13 protein-coding genes are annotated in these 19,087 nt (G+C 48.4%); 1 reads left to right on the top strand and 12 read right to left on the bottom strand.

Going from position 1 to position 19,087, the window contains the following annotated elements:
• Position 1: 1 nt before the first annotated feature.
• Genes C7E00_RS06335 through C7E00_RS06295 form a run of 9 tightly spaced genes read right to left on the bottom strand, consistent with a single transcriptional unit; the run spans position 2 to position 11,498 of the window.
• Positions 2-1,159 carry a glycosyltransferase gene (locus C7E00_RS06335; RefSeq protein ID WP_105303492.1) on the bottom strand — a complete coding sequence of 386 codons (1,158 nt, stop codon included), beginning with the start codon at positions 1,157-1,159 and terminating at the stop codon, positions 2-4.
• Positions 1,149-2,141, bottom strand: a complete 993-nt coding sequence (locus C7E00_RS06330) for a glycosyltransferase (RefSeq protein ID WP_135358177.1) — start codon at positions 2,139-2,141, stop codon at positions 1,149-1,151. The genes C7E00_RS06335 and C7E00_RS06330 overlap by 11 nt, the downstream gene beginning before the upstream one ends.
• Before the next feature lie 30 nt (positions 2,142-2,171).
• The gene (locus C7E00_RS06325; protein ID WP_105303490.1) at positions 2,172-3,209 is read right to left on the bottom strand and encodes a glycosyltransferase family 2 protein; all 1,038 of its coding nucleotides are present in this window, start codon (positions 3,207-3,209) and stop codon (positions 2,172-2,174) included.
• Positions 3,206-5,041, bottom strand: a complete 1,836-nt coding sequence (locus C7E00_RS06320) for a sulfatase-like hydrolase/transferase (RefSeq protein WP_167836494.1) — start codon at positions 5,039-5,041, stop codon at positions 3,206-3,208. Before C7E00_RS06320 ends, C7E00_RS06325 begins: the two co-directional genes overlap by 4 nt.
• Before the next feature lie 59 nt (positions 5,042-5,100).
• The gene (locus tag C7E00_RS06315; protein ID WP_105303488.1) at positions 5,101-6,552 is read right to left on the bottom strand and encodes a hypothetical protein; all 1,452 of its coding nucleotides are present in this window, start codon (positions 6,550-6,552) and stop codon (positions 5,101-5,103) included.
• Positions 6,553-6,566: 14 nt separating this feature from the next.
• Entirely contained in the window at positions 6,567-7,943 is a 1,377-nt protein-coding gene (locus C7E00_RS06310) for an MBOAT family O-acyltransferase (RefSeq protein WP_105303487.1), read from the bottom strand.
• Positions 7,940-8,497: a haloacid dehalogenase-like hydrolase gene (locus C7E00_RS06305; RefSeq protein ID WP_105303486.1), complete on the bottom strand. Its 558-nt coding sequence runs from the start codon at positions 8,495-8,497 to the stop codon at positions 7,940-7,942. The genes C7E00_RS06310 and C7E00_RS06305 overlap by 4 nt, the downstream gene beginning before the upstream one ends.
• A gap of 13 nt (positions 8,498-8,510) precedes the next feature.
• Positions 8,511-9,977 (bottom strand): DUF6056 family protein, encoded by a 1,467-nt coding sequence (locus C7E00_RS06300; RefSeq protein WP_105303485.1) that lies wholly within the window; start codon positions 9,975-9,977, stop codon positions 8,511-8,513.
• Positions 9,978-9,986: 9 nt separating this feature from the next.
• Positions 9,987-11,498 carry a glucosyltransferase domain-containing protein gene (locus C7E00_RS06295; protein WP_167836493.1) on the bottom strand — a complete coding sequence of 504 codons (1,512 nt, stop codon included), beginning with the start codon at positions 11,496-11,498 and terminating at the stop codon, positions 9,987-9,989.
• Positions 11,499-11,631: 133 nt separating this feature from the next.
• Here C7E00_RS06295 and C7E00_RS06290 point away from each other — a divergent pair, with 133 nt between their 5' ends.
• Positions 11,632-13,899 (top strand): YfhO family protein, encoded by a 2,268-nt coding sequence (locus C7E00_RS06290; protein ID WP_105303483.1) that lies wholly within the window; start codon positions 11,632-11,634, stop codon positions 13,897-13,899.
• Here the strand turns inward: C7E00_RS06290 and C7E00_RS06285 are convergent.
• The 3 genes from C7E00_RS06285 to C7E00_RS06275 are packed head-to-tail and all read right to left on the bottom strand — an operon-like array spanning position 13,896 to position 19,078.
• Positions 13,896-15,593 (bottom strand): hypothetical protein, encoded by a 1,698-nt coding sequence (locus C7E00_RS06285; protein ID WP_105303482.1) that lies wholly within the window; start codon positions 15,591-15,593, stop codon positions 13,896-13,898. The genes C7E00_RS06290 and C7E00_RS06285 overlap by 4 nt on opposite strands.
• Before the next feature lie 3 nt (positions 15,594-15,596).
• Positions 15,597-17,246 carry a hypothetical protein gene (locus C7E00_RS06280; RefSeq protein ID WP_105303481.1) on the bottom strand — a complete coding sequence of 550 codons (1,650 nt, stop codon included), beginning with the start codon at positions 17,244-17,246 and terminating at the stop codon, positions 15,597-15,599.
• Positions 17,243-19,078 carry a glycosyltransferase family 39 protein gene (locus tag C7E00_RS06275; RefSeq protein ID WP_105303480.1) on the bottom strand — a complete coding sequence of 612 codons (1,836 nt, stop codon included), beginning with the start codon at positions 19,076-19,078 and terminating at the stop codon, positions 17,243-17,245. Before C7E00_RS06275 ends, C7E00_RS06280 begins: the two co-directional genes overlap by 4 nt.
• Between the last annotated feature and the right edge of the window lie 9 nt (positions 19,079-19,087).

The following is a 19,087-nucleotide window of genomic DNA, read 5'->3' as shown; positions in this document are numbered from 1 at the left end:
ATCAGAGCACCTTCATGAACTGCCTGAGAATCTCCTCATTCGGGTAATGATAGGATCTCAGCTGTTCTTTCATTTTCTTCAGCCGTTCAGGATCACGCAATGCCTCTTCCAGGCCGTGGTTCAGTCCTTCCTGGCTGTTTTTGACGATCCATCCCTGTTCTGGTTTCACGATCTGCTCATGACAGCCCGAAACATCCGTGGTAAGCACTGGCGTACCGACGATCAGACTCTCGCTGATCACTGTTGCAAAGCCTTCATAGAGACTCGGCAGCACAAAGAGATCTGCCTTTGCCATATCACCATATGGATTTGCCTGATAGCCGAGGAAGACAACATGATGCATGTCACGTTCTTTCACCAGATTGCGAAGCTTCTCCTCTTCTTCCCCTCCTCCGATCAGATAAAGCGTATGATGAAGCCCCTTGCGGTAGGCAAGGTCACTTGCAATCAGAAGACGGTCCACGGACTTCTGAGGGTGGAAGCGGACGACGGAGATCAGATTCGGACCATCGGTTCCGCTGATTTCTTCTCCCTTGCTTTCAGAAAGGCATTTCTCGATCCTCTTGGTATCCATGAGGTTATGAATCGTAATGCCGTTGGATACATGAAATACGGTCTCATACGCTATCAGTGCTTTCTCGGAGTCAGCAATATTCAGATCGATATGCTTCAGCGCTCTCTGAACAAGCGGCATATGATTTCTGGAATAATTGCAGACGCTGTAATCCGTCAGAACCCAGTTGATCTTCCGCTTCGAATCTCCGCAAGCCGTGAAAATCGTGCAGAAGCCTTCTTTAGCTGCGACTTCGACGTCGTACTGCTTATGCAGCATTCGTTTGCGTTCTTCCCGGATCTTGTTCCAGATGAGACCCGTCTTCATATAGAACAGAAGACGGAGCTTGGCAGCAGTCTCCGGCCAGTCCCTGGAAGAGACAAGCTGATCGAGGGATTCATCCACCGGACGGAAAAAAGAAGTTCCCTCGATGATATGGACATTGGAAGGAACTTCCTCCAGCAGCATCCCTCTTCGATGCAGCACAAGCAGGTCAATGTCATACTGATCCGCCGGCAATGCCGCCATCAGCGTATTCAGCACCCGGGCAACCCCACCCATGCGCATTTCGTCATTTACAAACAGAATAGATTTCTTATCGGTCATACAGTCGCAATACCATTTTATAGTTTCCCTCAGCGAGGAAATTGTAGATGATCTTCTTCCGGAATCCGGCTTTCTTCACATAGGGATCTTTCATGAAGTCCGGATACTCCTGTTTCAGGATCTCCATATTCTTCTTCAGATACGGGATTCGCTTCTCTTTGTCTTCAGCATCCTTGATCTTCAGGGTAATCGCATCCAGACCATGAATCACATACAGATGATTCAGCTGCTCCAGCACTTCAGGATCATTTCCATGGGCAATGACATATCCCTTATTGCGATCAATCGCATCATAGATGTCGAAAATCCGGTCATCAATGCTGGTATGGCGGATACTCCCGCTCCTCTGGCGATAGAAATAAAGCGGCTTATTCACCTTGGACACCAGGGATGCACTGTATAAGAGCGAAGGAACCGTAGCAAGGTCTTCATATAATTTACCTTTGGGAAACTGCAGATCCTGGAACAAGGACGTCCGGTACAGCTTATTGCATGCACTGTTATTGATCAGCACGAGCTCCGGCCAGTTGATCGCATTGGTATGGCTGAACGTGCCGCCGGAAGAGAATTCCGTCTTTCCGTCTTCATAGTGATATTCCATATCGCAGACCGCAATATCCGCAGTCAGGCTCTGAACCATCAGCAGCAGATCTTCTGCATATGTCGGAGCAATCGTATCATCCCCGTCAACAAAGCAGACAAACTCTCCTTCTGCCTTCGTCAGCCCGTAATTTCTCGCATCAGACAAGCCGCCGTTTTTCTGATCCAGAATCGTGATCCGGGAATCCTCAGAGGCATATTTCTCCAGAATCTCCCGGGAATGATCCGTGCTGCCGTCATTGACCGCAAGAATCTGAAGATTCCGGTAAGTCTGGGCAAGCACACTCTTCATGCATGCGCCGATATATTCCTGGATGTTATAGACCGGTATGATTACCGTGATCAAAGTCTTTTCTTCCATATCCGGATAATAGTATATCAAAAATGAGTTTTTTCCTACGGACGATTCACGTCATGAATTCACCATTCTGCGCACTCTGCGGTAGACAGGAGCACAGGAATCCCGGAACCAGCACAGCGCGGAATAGACCCGTACGATCGTTCCGGCATTTCCGGTTTTCACGGTTCTCTGGAATAACGCCGAATATCTGCTGATCGGATGCGCCATGCAGATTCTGCTGAATGCTGGTTCAGACAGAATATGCTTTCTGATTTCCTCCTTCTTTTCCGCCGCCGATAAAGGACACTTCGGAGAAAACAGATTGATGGTATAGACTTCATATTCCCGGATCATATAGTCCGCAAGTACCTGTTCCGGAACATCGGTGAACTGATGCAGCATTTCTTCCAGGGCAATTTCCTTGCGCTTCAGATTTCCATAGCCATCCTGAAGATACCTGGTGACCATGGTTTCCCGGGATCGTTTCTCATACCGATAGAACAGGCGACTGCAGCTGATCACCGAACCCGCCCGCGGAAATACATGGCAGTTGAAGATGAAATCCTGACCGGTTGTCTTCATGGCGGGAAAATCATGATAGCTGCGGATCAGAGATGCCTTCCAGCACTTATTCCAGAGCAGGTTGAATCCCCCCTGTTCCAGCAGAAAGACTGCTGCTTCTTTCGCATCAGAAAAAGTGCGATCCGGCATCTGCTTTTTCACGCTGTAATGTTCTTCCGTGAAGACGCTCGTGAAGCCGAAAATCAGAATGTCCGGCAGGTCCTTCAGAAATCCTGCAATCTGATCAACCGCATGCGGCTCCAGTTCATCATCTGCATCAACGAACAGGATATAATCCCCGGTCGTATTCTGAACTGCAGTATCTCTGGAAAAGGAGTTGCCCATATTATTCTGGTGAATCACATGAAGCCGGGGATCCTTCCTGGCATACTGATCCAGAACTGCTCCGCTCTGATCCGAAGACCCATCGTCTACGGCAACGACCTCGAGTTCTGCCTGGTTGGTAAGTAAGATACTGTCAAGACAAGAACGGATCGTATCCTCACAGTTATAGACCGGAATGACCACGCTGAATTTCAGATCGCTCATTTCAGCAGCCCCGCATATTCCTGTTTCAGTTCCCGGAACCTCTTCTTCACGACCTCAAACAGCTTCTGAACATGATCGCGGTCATAGGAGCCATTCTTCAGATTATTTCCCTCAAAGAGGTCCTTGCGGACATCGTAGATCTCTGTGATATTCTGCTCGTTCAGCTCTTCTTTCAGATAAGCCTTGACGACGATCTTCCAGGAATCGTCGTAGCAGCCGAAATACAGCTGCTTCAGATCCATGTCAGGAGATCCTCTGCCCGGGTATTCGGAAAGGATGCATGGTCTTCCTTCGGCAGTAAACAGATTCTTTCCCTGCCAGCTTTCATCCGGCTTCATGCCAAGACTCTCAATCAAGGTATACGGGATGTCACGTTCCGCATGAAAAGCAGAATCTGCCGTCGGAACCGTCTGACCAGGCTCATGCCAGATCAGCGGAATATGAAAATTCTCGCGGTACAGATTGCCGATCGAATCCTTGCGGAAATGATTGTAGGAATAATAGTAGCCATGGTCCGCCGTGACAATCAGCACGGTATCCTCGAGAATCCCGCGCTTCTTCAGCTCTTGCGTGAACAGCCGGATCTTCTCATCTACATGATGGATGCCGACGTCATACATGATATTGCCATGATAGCGGTCATCGAGAGAATCCACATACTGCTTCATATACGCAAATTCTCTGTCCAGCAGCTCCCGGTCTTCCGTGAAGGAGAACGGAACCGGATTCATATGAATATCATCGATGTGGATATAAGCATAGAAAGGCTTCTCATGCGTATACTGCGTATCATACCAGTCCAGGAAATGATCATACATATCCTTCGCACATGGGCCGGTCTTGATCTTGCGGTAATTGATGTCTTTCTTCAGAACATTGTTCAGAACATAATCCGTGTAGATGGATAGTTCCAGCACCGGCATGCCGACCGCATCCTTGAAGCGCGGCATATTCATCGTATGCGCTGCCATCAGCCTGCCAGTCATCTTCAGTGCCGTCCCGGCCTGCCGGAAAGCATTGGGCACCATGCCGCCGATATATTTCCGGTTGCCGCGAATCTGAAGTCTGCGCATGCGGTCGATCGTATCGGCATATCTGTCAATCATCTCATTGATCAGATTGCGCATCTTTTCAGACTCTACCCAGTTCCCGCCGAATTCCAGTGCGAACAGCCGGTGTTCTTCACCATCCTTCAGCATGCCATCAATATAGGTATCCGGATCTGATTCAAATGATCTCTGTTCTTCCAGAATTCCGTTCAGCTTTGCCTGCGCACCTTCATCGGAAAGATCCGGACGCACAATGAACTTCGTTGCATACCCGTGGTTCAGATAGTCGTTCAGGAACCATTCATAGCCCTCGAAATAGTGCTTCATGAGGTCTTTCATGATCTGATACTTCTCTTCCGGAAGTTCATGGTTCAGATACAGTTCCCGATAGAAACGGATTCTGCCGTAATAGAGATTCCGGTATGACGGAGCCGCATTGACCGCCGGATGATCCAGACCGCGGAAAAAGGAAATATAATCCGAGAAACATCCGATGATCGAATACGTATCATAGCCATGGTCCTGGAACGTCTCCAGAACGGTCTTCGGCGCAAACTGAAGATTCTCGATGAAGCTGTTATGATCCAGCACGCGGTACCCTGCCATGAGTTCCATCATGGCAGCTTCTGTATATGGGCCAGAAGAAAACACATTGCTGAAGGTATGAGAACACTTGGAAAGAGAATCCAGGAAGGGACTGCATGTCGGCTTATAGTCTTTCGGCCCCAGGTAATCCGCATTGCATGCGTCAATCACCAGGAACATCACATTTTTCTGATTCATTCTGCTGCCTCTCGCATCTGATTTGACGGCCTTAAGTATAACAGAGTTCTCTGATTCTTTCATTGAACGCTGCAGCTCCAGCTGTCGCACCCGTCTTTCCAGAAAGAATGCTGGTCATAGCTGATCGGAATCGGGTTGATCCAGCTGAAATCATCTGCCGCAAAGGTCAGACACATCGTCCCGGTCCCATAGCCGGAGGTTCCATCGATTGTGATATCGTCTTCTGAAAAAGAGATCGTATGTCCGTTCAGTTCATAGTCAAATGGTTCCGTTCCTTCTGAAAGCACTTTGCCATCCTGAATTACCGCATAGCAGTCGGATGAGAAATCCGTATTCAGGCCAAGCTTTTCCAGATAAGATAACGCAAGCAGGTCCGTGAGTCCGTTTCCTTCTTTCCGGTAGCGGAGCAGAACAGTGCTCGGATAGACCCTTGAATCGGAAATCAGGGTATAGACATTGAGATTCGTCGTATTCATCAGAGACTCTGCCGTGGAACGCACGGCACCCTCCGCGACGGGCCGGAACAGTTCATCATCCTGATGATTCGTCACCAGCTGATTCTCCACCAGGTATTTTCCGAGATCCGAAGTAACGATTTCTGCTCCCCAGGCATTGTTATGCCAGGTATCCCCGTCCATATCGAGATACCAGTCAATTTCCTGATCTGCTGCTTTGCGGACATAGTCAATATAGTCTGCCCCTTTTTCTTCCAGATAAGCCCAGATGGAACAGAGCTTATTGGAATCAGTCTGGCTCATGTCATATGGCGTCTTCAGAAAAATCAGATGAATCTCATTCTCCTTGCAGAGATCGATCAGCTTGTCAATCCACTGCTTTTCTTCCTCACTCAGCGCAATCGGATTATCCGGTTCCAGATACTGAACCGGAGTGTACTGAAATACCGTCGGCATCTGTCTCACATAGCCGAGGTCCCAGTGAATCCCTTCTACAGGTTCAGCATTCTGAAGAATGCTCTCAGGATCTGAAAAGTCCATGTCCTTCCAGTGATCATGATTCAGAATGAAGTCATACGTATAGGCAAGCTGCAGGTCACTGGATAAGGTATCCGTCGCATGCTTTCCTGCCTCGATTCTCGTCTTCCCGCTCATCATGTCAATTGCTTTGTAGTACATGCCATCGGCATAGCACACCTGACTGCCGGGAAGGAGTGTGAATACATCAATCAGTACCACCGAAGGATGCTGGGTCTTCAGGGCTTCTTCCAGCAGATAGTAGCTTGTGGAGAACGGCTGACACGAAGAGCCGAGCACATAGCCATAGTATCCGGTTTCCTGATAGAGCACGGCCGGATTGAATGCATACTGCATATGAGAAGAGCCTAAGGCAAGCACATCGATGGAATCCGGATCGAGGTTGCGGAACAGATCACCATCCGTATTGCGGCCAACCCGGAAATATGGAGTCAGACCATGCCAGGTCACAAGGAAAAGAGCTGCCGCAACTGCAGTCTTCAGAAGTATCTTCAAGCCTGTGATCACCTTCTGTTTCATATCCTTCTCCTCTGTCAGAATGTCACATAGATAAAATCTGATGCGTGGTATCCCGGTCCGTATACACCGAAGATCATCGCAATGACCATCAGCACGAAATAGATCACCCATCTGGTAACTAATTTCCGATCTGCCAGCCATTCGAGCATATCTCTGTGATTGCGCAGAAGATCTGTGACGATCACCATCGCTATCAGAATAAAGCCCCACACAAACTCATTCTGCGTGATGCCGAGTCCTTCTGCACTGACAGAAGAAAGGCTGGAAGATGGAACCTGAGCAAGATTGCGGAATACGGAAAGAGCTTCTGTTCCGGAAGAAGAACGGAAGAAGATCCATAACAGACTGACCAGACTGAAATTCAGAAGCACCAGCAGAATCCTGACCAGTACAGGATAGTTCTGTTTCTTCGGAAAGATCAGATCTTCCAGAACAGACAGGATTCCATGTCCCAGTCCCCAGATCAGAAACATCTTCGTATTGCCATGCCAGAGGCCGGAAACGGCAAATACGATCAGGGTATTGAGGTACTTTCTGCCCTTTCCTTTCCGGTTTCCGCCCAGCGGAATATAGACATAATCCCGCAGCCAGGAAGAAAGGCTGATATGCCATCTGCGCCAGAATTCCCGGATATCTGCAGAAAGATACGGCGTAAAGAAGTTCCGTTCCAGATGGAACCCCATCATTCTGGCAGTCCCGATGGCAATATTCGAGTAGCTGTCGAAATCTGCGTAGATATAGAACGCATAGAAGATTACGCCGATCAGCGTATACCATCCGGATAGTTCCGGATGATCCGCATTGTTCAGATAGAAGGACACCTGTCTCGAGAGTTCGGAAGAGATGACCAGTTTCTGAAATAATCCAAGTCCGGCAAGGATACAGCCGTTTTTCTGGTCCCGGTACTGGAATACCATGGGCTTATTCAGTTCTTCAAAGAAAGGCTCGGAACGATTGATCGGCCCTGCCATGAAGACCGGAAAGAAGCAGAGATAATCAAATACTTCAAGAAGAGAAGCTTTTCGATTCTTTCCGTGATAGCGATCAGCCAGATAGCTGATGGCTTTGAACGTATAGAACGAAATGCCTAGGGGCATGGCCAGCCAGAGACCGGTGAACGGATTGCTGTACTTATAGAAGCAGAGACCTAGGACCGGAACAAGGATGGAAAGAACCAGGAGAGGTTTCTTTTTCACATGAAGGCCGAAGAGCCAGGTCCATACGGTCAGGATCAGCACATAGGTCGCATCTGCCGTACGGAGCCCGAGCAGATACAGGAATACTGCATTGGCAAGGAATACCGTAATCTTCTTCGAATGACCGGAAAACAGCCAGATAAAAATGCTTGAAGCCCCTGAGAGAAGGAGGTAAGGAATGGAGAGAACGCTCATTTCCACGGCCTCCGTTCATCTCCGTTTACCAGCCATGCATGTTCCGCCAGCTTTGCCATCGGGGTATCGCTTCTGGAGTCTGAATAGAAGTTCTCTACCTTCTGATCCGGATAGACTTCATGGAAGCGTCTTACTTTTTCTACTCCATGGCAGTTCAGGCCGTCATACTTTCCGGTATGCATATCTACCTTTGAAGCCATGACATTCGAAATACCGATTTTGGAGCAGAAAGACCGGATCAGGAATTCCGGAGAAGCAGAGATCACGAGATCATCTGGCTTCTGCTGGTCCAGATACCATTGCTTGACATGATTCAGATGCGAAGACGTATATTCCTCGATGAACTGATCCATGTCCGGAATGAATACAAACATATGATAGAGATTCTGCTTGAAGGTCAATTTCGGCATCAGATGCAGCACAAATAAGAGACCGCAGATGGCGGTTCTTGGAATGCTGAGCAGAGTCTTGGGACGATGAACATAGGCATAGCCAACCATGCCGAAGGTTGAGTCTCCGCGATAGATCGTGTCATCCCAGTCGTATACATTCATAGTCAATCATTCCTCAGTCAGAAGCGAAGATCTGCTCCGCGGTATATTCTTTCAGATAGTAGAACTTCAGTTCCAGATCCTGATTCAGGTAATAGTATTCCTTGAAGAAGCGGTCATGGGTTTCATCCCCCTGCAGAACATTGGGCGAATGAATGCTTTCGTCAGGATAGGCAATCAGCCATGCTTCGCCTGCATCAGGGTGTGTCTGATAGTACGCAATTTCCTGATTCCGCTTAATCGTGATGGAATGAACCATATGGTACAGCTGATAATAGCTCAGCCCCCGAATCACAGAGAGAACGCCTAGTACCCCGATGATCAGAAATCTGACCGGTTTCCGGGAACAGGAAACGGATTCAAACAGAAGCTCAGCAAGTAGAAACAGCAGAAAAACCGTATAGAGAGAACTGCGGCTGTCAAAGATCGGACTTGCGAGCATGACCAGATCTGCCCCGAGTGCACAGAGCAGATAGAACAGCTCCTCCTGTTTCCGGAAGGAATCCGATTCATAGAGAACAGGAACCAGAACCATTGCGATCGTTTCCAGCAGATACACTCCGCCAAGATTCAGAATCGGAGACAATGCACAGATGAGCATCAGAACTGCCGCTTCTTTCGGCTTCTCTATCCTTCTGGAGCTCTGGAAGATTACTGCAATCAGTACAATCGAAAGAATTGCCATGAGCCAGCGGTTATCCGTATAGGTATGCTCGAGAAACAGAGGAAAGTTCAGGGCAAGCTTCTGAGAAATGCTCAGTGAATGGAAGGCTGCCTGATCGCCGATCAGACGGGCATGTGCCCCAGGCGAGAACAGAATGATGCATGCCCCTGCCGCCGCTGCAAGAAGAAGCACCAGCATCTGCCTGCTCTTCTGCGGATCTTTCCGGATCCAGTAAAGATCGATCAGAATCAGCAGATCTGCCCCGACCATCAGGGCAGCGGCGTTTTCCATATACAGCGGAACGCAGAAATTCAGCAGAATGCACCAGAAGAGATGGTTCTTCCCTTCCAGGATCCATTCCTTCATCAGGACCATATCCAGCAGAAACAGAAACAGCGGGATCACGTAGGTAGTTCCCATCATCCACGTATAGGTCTGCATGCGCAGGCGATATGGAACCGAGAATACCAGCAGAGCCAGAAGCAGTGCAGAGGCGATCGGATGTGCTTTTGTCTTTCCTTCGGCAAGCTTGAGAATCAAGCAGAAGATGCCGGTGAACAGGCAGGGATTCAGAAGATTCCAGAGGTTCTTATGGGGAGTCACGAGATATCCGTATAATTCGCTGAGAAACCTGCCCGACCAGCTGAAATACATCTCGGCAGCCCTGACAAGAGGATTATGATATCTGCCTCCGACCGCATAGACCCAGTCATCTCCTGCTGCCGGAGTCCATCTGGAGATCAGCGCAAAGGCGAGAAAAAAGAGCAGGACAATTGCCCATGGCACAATCCGTTCAGCTGTCAGAGCATGCTTTTTCATGGTTTCCGGTCAGCTCCCTTCTTCCGAACATTTTACAACAACCGTTCCGTCGATCATCCGGATACTGCCATCATCAGGATAAGAAGGCATTTCCTGAACTTCTTCTCGATCTGAAAAACTGTCTGCAGAGACCGTTTCCGGATCAAAACCGCACCAGAGTTTCATCATGTGGTTCCATGCATAGTCCCGGATCATGACTTCATCATAAGGAGCGGTGATCACTTCTCTGAATTCCGGATCGTCAGAAATCGTCTGATCGCTTGCTTCCTTCAGGGAACCGATCCAGCAGACCGGAGTATCATCAGTATATCCTGGCACGCTGCGGATCCGGGTGATCAGACTGCTATAGTAGCTGATTGCCTGGCTCTGCTGAATCTCCGTCTTCAGATATACGACATTGTCATAACGCACGAACATAACCGAAATCAGCGCAATCAGGAAAATTGCTCCCTTACGTACTTCAGAACCGGAGGATCGTTCTATCAGCATCAGAGCAAGAACGAAGACCATGATATCTGCATACATCATCAGAGAATGCACATAAGCAGCATCCGTCAATAGGAACATCAGCTTGACAGAAAGCGGAAACAGCAGAAGAAACAGGAGAATTTCCAGATTCAGCGCATGGCTGGCGGTTTTCCGGAGCTCTTTTCCAAGCATCGCAAGTTCAAGAACCAGAAGACCTTCATAGAGAATCCTGATATTTCCGGGATACATGTTCGTGCTTGCTTTCGCAGCGGGAAGCACGAATTCCTGATAGGCTTTCAGAATCCTGCCAAGAACCATGCTGGAACCTGCGGAAGCAGAAAGCTGGTCCAGTCCGGCATGGGAAGACATTGTCATATGAAAAGCCTTCAGAAACAGCTCTGTGATGCCTGCATACATTGCCGCAGAAATCAGAAGACTGCCTAGCAGAATCCCTGCTCTTTTCAGAAATGTCCTTCGGCTCATGCGATTTTCCAGGCATTCTTTCAGCAGCAGAATCAGCAGAAAAGAAACCGCCAGAGCTGCTTCTGCCTGATAGATCCCGATCGTGCAGCAAAGCAGAAAATCAGCCGCAAGCATCTGCTTCTGATTCTCTGCTCGAAACAGCATTACGCTCGAAAGCAGTGCAAGAAACGCTGCGAATGCATAATAAGCAGAAGTGAACAGATAGCCGAACGTTCCGGTCACGGAAGGAATGGCGATCATGACTGCCGCCAGACAGACGATCCCCCATCGGTTCTTCAAGTCCAGAGTCCGGATGATCACGCTTCCGCTCAAGCCGGTAAACACCATGGTCCAGAACACATGCAGAAGAGGCAGACTGTAATTATTCCGGAAAATCAGGCCGTAAAGCTTGCCGATCACACCGAGCATCCATCTGCCGACATCAACCAGAGAGCCGATGCTGAAGAGAAGCCAGGAATCGTCTCCGAACGAATACTTATTGAACATCATCATGCCATGGGCAAGAATGCCGAAGCAGAACACCGAAACGAAGAACAGGCGGACCCTATGATCTGACGAAAGTTCCTTCAAGAATGTTTTCCATTTTTCTATTCTGATCATCATCCACCATTATACCCGAAGAGCGTTCCTTGGAAAGTTCCCGGTAAGAGTACGAAAAAAGCGCTGATGATTGTACAATACTCCTGTCTGAAATGAGGTATCTATGAAGCGTTCTGACCGTAAAGCATGGATCAAGCTGTTTCTGTTCATCTCTCTGATATTTGCCGTAATGATTATTCCGTATCTCGTGACCGGGACTGCTTTTATTCTGGGCTGGGATATGCGGACCATCTATTCCAGCAATTTCGAGAACCTCAGAACAATGCTTGCGCAGTGGAAGAATACCGGAACGCTTCCCTACTGGTCCTGGGTCAACTTTCTCGGAAATGATTTCTATTCGAGCAAATTATTCTATTTCAATGATTTCTGGGAATATTTCTTTGCATTCACGAATCTGAAGTATACGGATGCGATCATCTGGATGACTTATCTCAGGTTTCTGACGGCCGGCTTCTCGTTCTATGCCTATGCAAGATATAACCGGTATTCGGAACATACCTCGATCATAGGTTCCCTGCTGTTCACTTTCAGCGCTTATCTTCTGCAGATCATGCGGGATCCGTTCTTTGCCAGCTTCATCTCGTTTCTCCCGCTCTATTTCCTGTCTGTTGACCGCTATATTGCCGAGCAGAAACATGGCTTCTTCATCTTCATGGTCTTCTTCATGTTCTTCAACAGCTATTACCTGTTCTATATGACTTCTCTGTTCACGATCCTGTATTTCATCTGGAGATGGAGAAAGCAGTATCAGAGTATGAAAGGCTTATGGAAGAATGCCTTCCGGCTGATCGGATATTACGTCATAGGGTTCCTGTTAAGCGGAGTCATTGTTGTTCCGGAAGTGCTGAATGTATTAGCCAACAGCCGCGTCGGCACCAGAAGTTCAACTCTGATCTATGAAAGCATCGTTCCGTATCTCGATTATCTTTCCGGATTATTCACGCCGGTATCCATGCTTGCCTACCGGGGCACTGAAATTTCTGATCTGTATCTCTATGACACTCCGAACCATCAGCTCATGGCCATGTATGTCTGGGCTGGTGCAGCAGCTGCCCTGTTAGTACCTCAGCTGTTTGCCGAGAAGAAAGAAAGAGAATTCCATCTCGGTGTTCTGATCCTGATCACTCTGTTCTCCATCGTTCCGATTCTGAACTCGGTCATGCATGGCTTCAGCGAGCCTTCGTTCCGCTGGATGGCCAATGTCACGTTCCTGTTAGTTGCTGAGATTCTCCCCTTCCTGGAACATCCGGAACTGATTCACCAGAAGCTTCTGAAGCAGACTGCTGTGAACATCTCCATTCTGCTCGCAGCTACGCCGATTCTCTTTGCGCTGATCTGCAAAGTTTCTGTTTCTTCCATCCTGAGTGATTATGCATTGGTGATCTGCTATATCCCGTTCGTGATTCTGGTCTGCTATGCAATCGGAAAGAACAGAAAGGCAATGTGCACCGCAGTGGTCATTGCAGAGCTCTGCTATGTTGCAACGTTTACGTATTTCGGCAATCCTACCCAGAGTGCTCTGAAGAAAGAAGATGCGGACCGGGTAGCGAGATCCATGGGAAACAAGGACTATTACAACGAATGGTCGCTGACATTGGACCCTGCCAATGCCAGCTCGTTCTATCGGACTTATGTGGATCCAGTCGGTGTTTACTGGAGCCAGGGAACGAATTACAACCTGGATGCGGATATCAAAGGATTATTAGCCTATGACTCCACCTATCTTGCAAGCACGAATGATCTGATCAAGCTGGATCCAGACCGGGTCATTGATTATCTGCCATGGACATTTGATATACAGAATCCAGATATCATGACCCTGGTATCCACCAAGTATGCGGTGGTCGCTCCAGGTACTGCCTGCCCGTTCAATCATGGTGAGCTGATCGGTCACTATGCAGATTATGACCTGTATCTGAATCTTGACTACATCAATCTTGGAAAGACTTTTACCGGCATCATGACGTATGACGACTATGAGGTCTCGATGTCTTCAGAGATCACCGAGAAAGTGATCTGCCATGCTGAGGACTATGAAGAAATCTCTGCCCTGATCGGGAATGAAGAAGTGCAGTGCAGCGACGCAAGTGCCGAAGGAAACCAGGCATTTGCGACGCTGACAGCTTCAGAGGACGGCTTTGCCGTTCTGTCCGTTCCTTACGATGAAGGATGGACGGTCACCGTCAATGGAGAATCGGTAAAGAGCTATGAAGTCAATGGCGGCATGACTGGCATCGCCGTGAAAAAAGGAGAAAACAATATTGTCTTCTCCTTTGCGCCGCATGGTCTGAAGGAAGGCAAGCTGCTGAGCATTGCCGGAGCTGTTCTTGTGGTTCTTCTGATCTTCCTCGATCATCGGAAGAAGCATTAACTGGCTGATTTCGCGTAATAGAGTCCGTCCGAATTATCCTGAAGCGTTAATCCGCAGGACGTCATGATCTGATCGAATTCGTCGGTCAAAGCTCCATTCTGGCCAGCTGGCATGTAGACGGCATCCGGAATCTGGTCCGGGAATTCTTCATAGTACTGTCTCAGCATCGTCAGGAATTCCTCTTTCTCCGGCTTCATCCAGGTAGAATAAACCCCATATCTGCTGTTCTGAAGGCTGAGATACATCCAGGACTGATCCGTAAAGAACAATACTTTCTTTCCATCATCCAGGTTCAGTTCCTGGATTCTGGAGAGCTGATGCTCATATTCTGCTTTCTTCTCACTCGTTGTAAGAATTCCTTTTACCGGTCCTTCGGTGATTTCTGCATCCAGTTCGGACGGAGCCAAATCCCGGAAGATCACGGTCAGCTTATCCCGGACTTCAAAGCAGATCAGCAATACTGATAAGCATGCAGCAAGATACTTCGGATTAATTCTCAGATGCATGGAAGTATGCGACAGGTATCCGGAAATCAGCAGGATGGAAGCAATTGCACTAACCGTGCTGGCATGATTGGAAGCTCCGATGATCGTATCAGAAGAAAGATTGATCATCACGATATACAGCACACCGGAAATCCAGAGCTTTTTCAGCATCTCATCAGCATGAGCATCGATCAGAATGACATAGAAGCCGATGGGAGCCAAAGCAATCATCGAATAATCCCCATCTGCTTCAGCCCCATAGCCGATCATCAGAAGAAGTGTGAAGACGATATTCAGCAGGAGCCAGACAGAACGTCTGCGCCGGCTTGCATGCCTGCGGTCTTTCAGAACCACCAGGAACAGAATGAAATACAGCGGCAGCACGACGGTGGAAATCCTGGAGCCGAGCCACAGAGTCTTGCAGAGAGCAAGCATATTGATGATCGGCCCGAGGCCGGTATACGTATGCGTGGAATCAGACTGAAGCGGCAGCAGCATATATCTAATCAGTTCGCTGACACTTCCGCCCCGGAGAAAATAGACAATATAGATCAGTGCCAGAAGCACTGCCCCTAACGTGAATGGCAGCCATGCCCTTTTTCCATATGCATGTTTTTCAGAATGCCGGATCAGGCTGATCAGAAGAATCAGTGTTCCGAAAAAATACAGGAATGCAAGATAAGGCGTGCAGAGCACGGAGGCAGCATAGAAAATGCCGGCCAGGAAACAGGAAAGCCAGAGATGCTTTCCAGGCTCCAGCAGAAGCAGTGAATAGACGATCACGCACATCAGGCCGAGGGTATTGTAGTTTGGAACCATAGACTGGCCGAACGTGAACAGAAAGAAGATTGAAGCTGCGGCTATGCTTGCCGGGCCATTTTTTCTGGTCTTCAGATAGAGAAAGACCGCGGTGCAGCAATTCAGAATGACATACAGGACCCTGAACGCCAGAACAATTCCTTCCGTGCCCCCATTGAATTTCACAATCATGGAAAAGAACGGCAGCATCAGGATGGCTGAGAACTGAGAGTTGTTCCATTCCTGAAAGACCGGGAGATCGCCTTGCCAGAAGCGATGAGCCAGAGAGATAACGAAGGTTTCATCTCTGGCCGGAAATCCGTAATGTGCTTTCCAGAGATTCAATAACAGAATCGCAAGAATTGCAGCAGCTGCAGCAATATCCTGTGTTCTGATGCGGTTCTGTCTCATCTGCTATTCCCCCTTCTCATAAATCGTGCCTGCAGAAGTCTGTTCCGGATTCAATCCATAGGCCGAAAGGAACTCCGAGAATCCTTCCAGGTCTGCTTCACTCTGATACGGCACCAGAACATAATCTGGAATACGGTCCGGATTCTTCTCATAATAGCGGCTGAGCTGCTGCAGGTCACTTTCCCCGGTGCTCTTAAGCCAGATCGTATGCGAAGCAACATGCTGGCCTGGCTGCAGTTCCAGATACAGCCACCGGTTCAGCGAATAGATCAGCACATTCTGATGCCCTTCGATGGACTGATCCCATATGCTCTGAAGATCTTCATAGCTCTGCACATTTTCTTCTGTGGAGCAGATTCCCCTCATCGGACCCTCTTCTTCAGAAACTGCATGAAGATTCAGCGGAGCATCATCGACATAGCAGTACGTGAGTTTATGAACCACATCCATTCCTATCATGAGTATTCCGCAGCAGCCAAGCATAAACAAAGCTTTTTTATTTTTCGGAGAAATCAGATCGGAAGTCGCAAGCAGAGCAGGAACCATGCATACCGTGCTGGCAAGCTGAACGCCATTCAGGATCGTGTTGGAACTCAGATTCATCATCAGCATATATCCGATTCCTGACAGAAAGAACTTCTTCAGTTCCTCTTCTGCCCTCTGATCTAGGATAAATACAAGGATTCCAAGCGGGACAAAGGCAACCATTGAATAATTATTTCCAAACTGATAGCCGATGAGAAGAACGATCGTCAGCAGGAGCCCGATTATCAGATAGCGATTTCCTGTCTTTTTCTTTCCTCTGTTTTTCCATGCCAGAATCAGCAGGACCACATATGCAGGCACTCCGATCATCGTGAATACGGAATTCGTGATAATCATCTTTGCCAAGGCAAGATACTGAATGATCCCGGTCTTCAGAGAAGAAGAATGATCTGCACCTGAAAGCAGTTCCGGAATCGAGGAGACATATTCGCTGACACTTCCCTCTGAAAGCAGAACAGCAAGAAAGATTCCGGCAATCGTCAGAATGCCGAGGGTGAAGATGCCCCATCCGCCTTCGGTTTCCGAATGACAGACTCTCCGGAACAGAAGCACAATGGAATACACAAGATAGACAAAGACCATATGCGGGGTGCAGAGTGTCAGTCCGGCAAAGGCAATTCCGGCAAGATAAGTATCCAGCTTCGGATGTTTCCCCTTCAGAAAGAGCTGCACCGCCGCTAACATCGCCAGAATCAGACCGAGCCCGTTATAGTTCAGAGAATACATCTCATTCTTAGCTGTCAGGAAGAACAGCAGGGCACAGAAGAAGCTGATCCAGCCATACTTCCGGATCCGCGTATATAGAAAGATCGCAGTAAGTGCCTGCACGATCAGGAACAGGTATCGCATAAACAGCACGACGCCATCCGTAGAACCGTGAATGGCGAGATAAGCAAAATAGATCGGAAGAGTCAGAAGTGCTGAAAACTGGGTCGGATGCCATTCATGAATAATCGGAATATCACCAAGCCAGAAGCGATGCATCATAGCCAGATATGACGTTTCATCCCAGGAAGGATTTCCGAATGGTGCCCGCCAGAAACTGAAAACCAGACCAGATAACAGCAGAACCAGGACGAGACAATCCTGTTTGTTCATTCTTCTCATGAGACCATCCCCCTGCGGCGATACAGCCGATAGGTATATACATGCGATTCATAACGGAAGACCGCAGTATCAATCAGCTCATAAGAGTCTTCCGGAATCTCATGATCGCAGGTCACAACATAATCTGCCTGCCCGGAAGAAAGATATTCGTCCTGAAGATTCTGGAATTCCGGAACACTGAAGTTCAGCTCGCAGAACATCCGGAAGTCCGGAACAATGCCGGTCACCGTATAGAAGCCTCCGTCAAGAAATCCGTAGTTCAGAAGAGAATGAGACTCTGTGGAAAGAATCTCCTCTCTGAACTTGTACTGCGGAAGAACGCTTCGATCCTGCAGAAACAGATAGCGGTTATTGCAGTTCAGAAACAATGCGGCAATCCCTGCAGTTTCAAGGATCGGAACAGCAATTCCGAACTTCTTCTCCGTCAATGCCTGAGCCAGTCTGCAGCACCATTCCGATAGCGGAATGATCATCAGCCAGCAGAATACCGCAAAGATCAGTGCATAGTACATCCGGTAGAACGATGCGGGATAGACTGTGACACAGGTGACAATGAACGAAAGGAGCAGATACCATCCGGATCCTGCATGTTTTCTGGAAACTTCCAGCATGCCTGCAGCGATTCCGGTGAAATAGATCGGATTCTTGAACACCGACCAGAAGATTCCGACCGCCATATTGAATCCTGCAGAATGCTGCGCTGCGCCATCATAATGAAACAGATTATCCATGAAATAAATCTGCACCAGATCATTCCATGCATGATTCATTCCGAAGTACAGAACTACTGGAAAAGTGGCAATTCCGATGCCAAGCAGAATCTCGCCGATCAGAATGAGCAGTTCTCTTCCCTGCTTTTTTTTCAGAAGCACGATCACCGGAACAATTGCAGAACCGAGATAAAAACCCAGGAAGCTGAACTTGGTCCAGAGAATAATCCCGGCAGAAATCCCGACTGAAACTGCTTCGGCGAAAGAAGGAAGATGATTCTGTTTCAGATATCGAAGAAAGATAAACATCGAGAAACAGAGAAACGGCATCATCAGCTCTTCGGCGCTGTCGCCATGGGAAAAGCATTCCGTTCCGCAGATCAGAGCAGCAGCCAGTGGAAAGAGGTACAAGCATGATGCATCGGTATAAAGACGGATTATTCGATAGGCATAACACATGGAAACCCACATCGTCACCACTTCAATGATCCATACTCCGGTGAAGGAAGAAAAGGAGACCAATGCCGCTGCAGCATGGAGAAAATACAGGTACGGACCTTTCTGCTCGATATAATCCCGATATGGGACTTTTCCTGCAAGGATCCCCTTGCCTACCGTCATGAAGCAGTTGGAATCTTCCCAGTCATTGAATGGATAAAGCGGAGAAGACTTCGAGAAGAAAGAAACGGCAGCAAGACTGATCAGAAACAGAACCAGGATCGTCTTCCGATCAGGACGGCTGGAGCTGGAATGAGATTGCTGAGAGGATGGAGAAAAGATCTGAGCACAGAGAGCCCGCAGTCCCGGAAATGCACAGATTCCGATCAGAAATGCAGTTCCTATGGCGCATAGAACCAGCGGGACTCCGGTTGAGCCGCTGAGGTCAGACAGGAACTTTGACTGATACAGAAAGATTCTCCCGAGATTAGCCATCAGATAGCAGAGAATCGCCAGCAGAATCCAGCTGAACGATGACCTGATTTTCTCTTCAGAGTCTCTTTCTGCGTTCTTTCTGAGCAGAACTGCTGCCAGAAGTCCGATCAGAATGGAACTCCATGCTGGCAGATACAGATTTCTGCAGATCAGAAAGAACGCACAGAACTCACTGAACTGCAGTAACATTTGATTCTT

The sequence above is a fragment of the Anaerolactibacter massiliensis genome, assembly GCF_900290205.1.
In the GTDB taxonomy this organism is placed as follows: Bacteria; Bacillota_I; Bacilli_A; order Erysipelotrichales; family Erysipelotrichaceae; genus Bulleidia; species Bulleidia intestinalis.
This window is presented reverse-complemented; position numbering and strand designations above follow the sequence as displayed.

What these genes read in the sequence shown, in the direction of transcription:
- C7E00_RS06280 (WP_105303481.1), bottom strand. Translation starts at nt 17,246, where the DNA reads ATGAGAAGAATGAACAAACAGGATTGTCTCGTCCTGGTTCTGCTGTTA.
- C7E00_RS06300 (WP_105303485.1), bottom strand. Translation starts at nt 9,977, where the DNA reads ATGAAAAAGCATGCTCTGACAGCTGAACGGATTGTGCCATGGGCAATT.
- C7E00_RS06325 (WP_105303490.1), bottom strand. Translation starts at nt 3,209, where the DNA reads ATGAGCGATCTGAAATTCAGCGTGGTCATTCCGGTCTATAACTGTGAG.
- C7E00_RS06305 (WP_105303486.1), bottom strand. Translation starts at nt 8,497, where the DNA reads ATGAATGTATACGACTGGGATGACACGATCTATCGCGGAGACTCAACC.
- C7E00_RS06335 (WP_105303492.1), bottom strand. Translation starts at nt 1,159, where the DNA reads ATGACCGATAAGAAATCTATTCTGTTTGTAAATGACGAAATGCGCATG.
- C7E00_RS06285 (WP_105303482.1), bottom strand. Translation starts at nt 15,593, where the DNA reads ATGAGACAGAACCGCATCAGAACACAGGATATTGCTGCAGCTGCTGCA.
- C7E00_RS06275 (WP_105303480.1), bottom strand. Translation starts at nt 19,078, where the DNA reads ATGTTACTGCAGTTCAGTGAGTTCTGTGCGTTCTTTCTGATCTGCAGA.
- C7E00_RS06290 (WP_105303483.1), top strand. Translation starts at nt 11,632, where the DNA reads ATGAAGCGTTCTGACCGTAAAGCATGGATCAAGCTGTTTCTGTTCATC.
- C7E00_RS06315 (WP_105303488.1), bottom strand. Translation starts at nt 6,552, where the DNA reads ATGAAACAGAAGGTGATCACAGGCTTGAAGATACTTCTGAAGACTGCA.
- C7E00_RS06320 (WP_167836494.1), bottom strand. Translation starts at nt 5,041, where the DNA reads ATGAATCAGAAAAATGTGATGTTCCTGGTGATTGACGCATGCAATGCG.
- C7E00_RS06310 (WP_105303487.1), bottom strand. Translation starts at nt 7,943, where the DNA reads ATGAGCGTTCTCTCCATTCCTTACCTCCTTCTCTCAGGGGCTTCAAGC.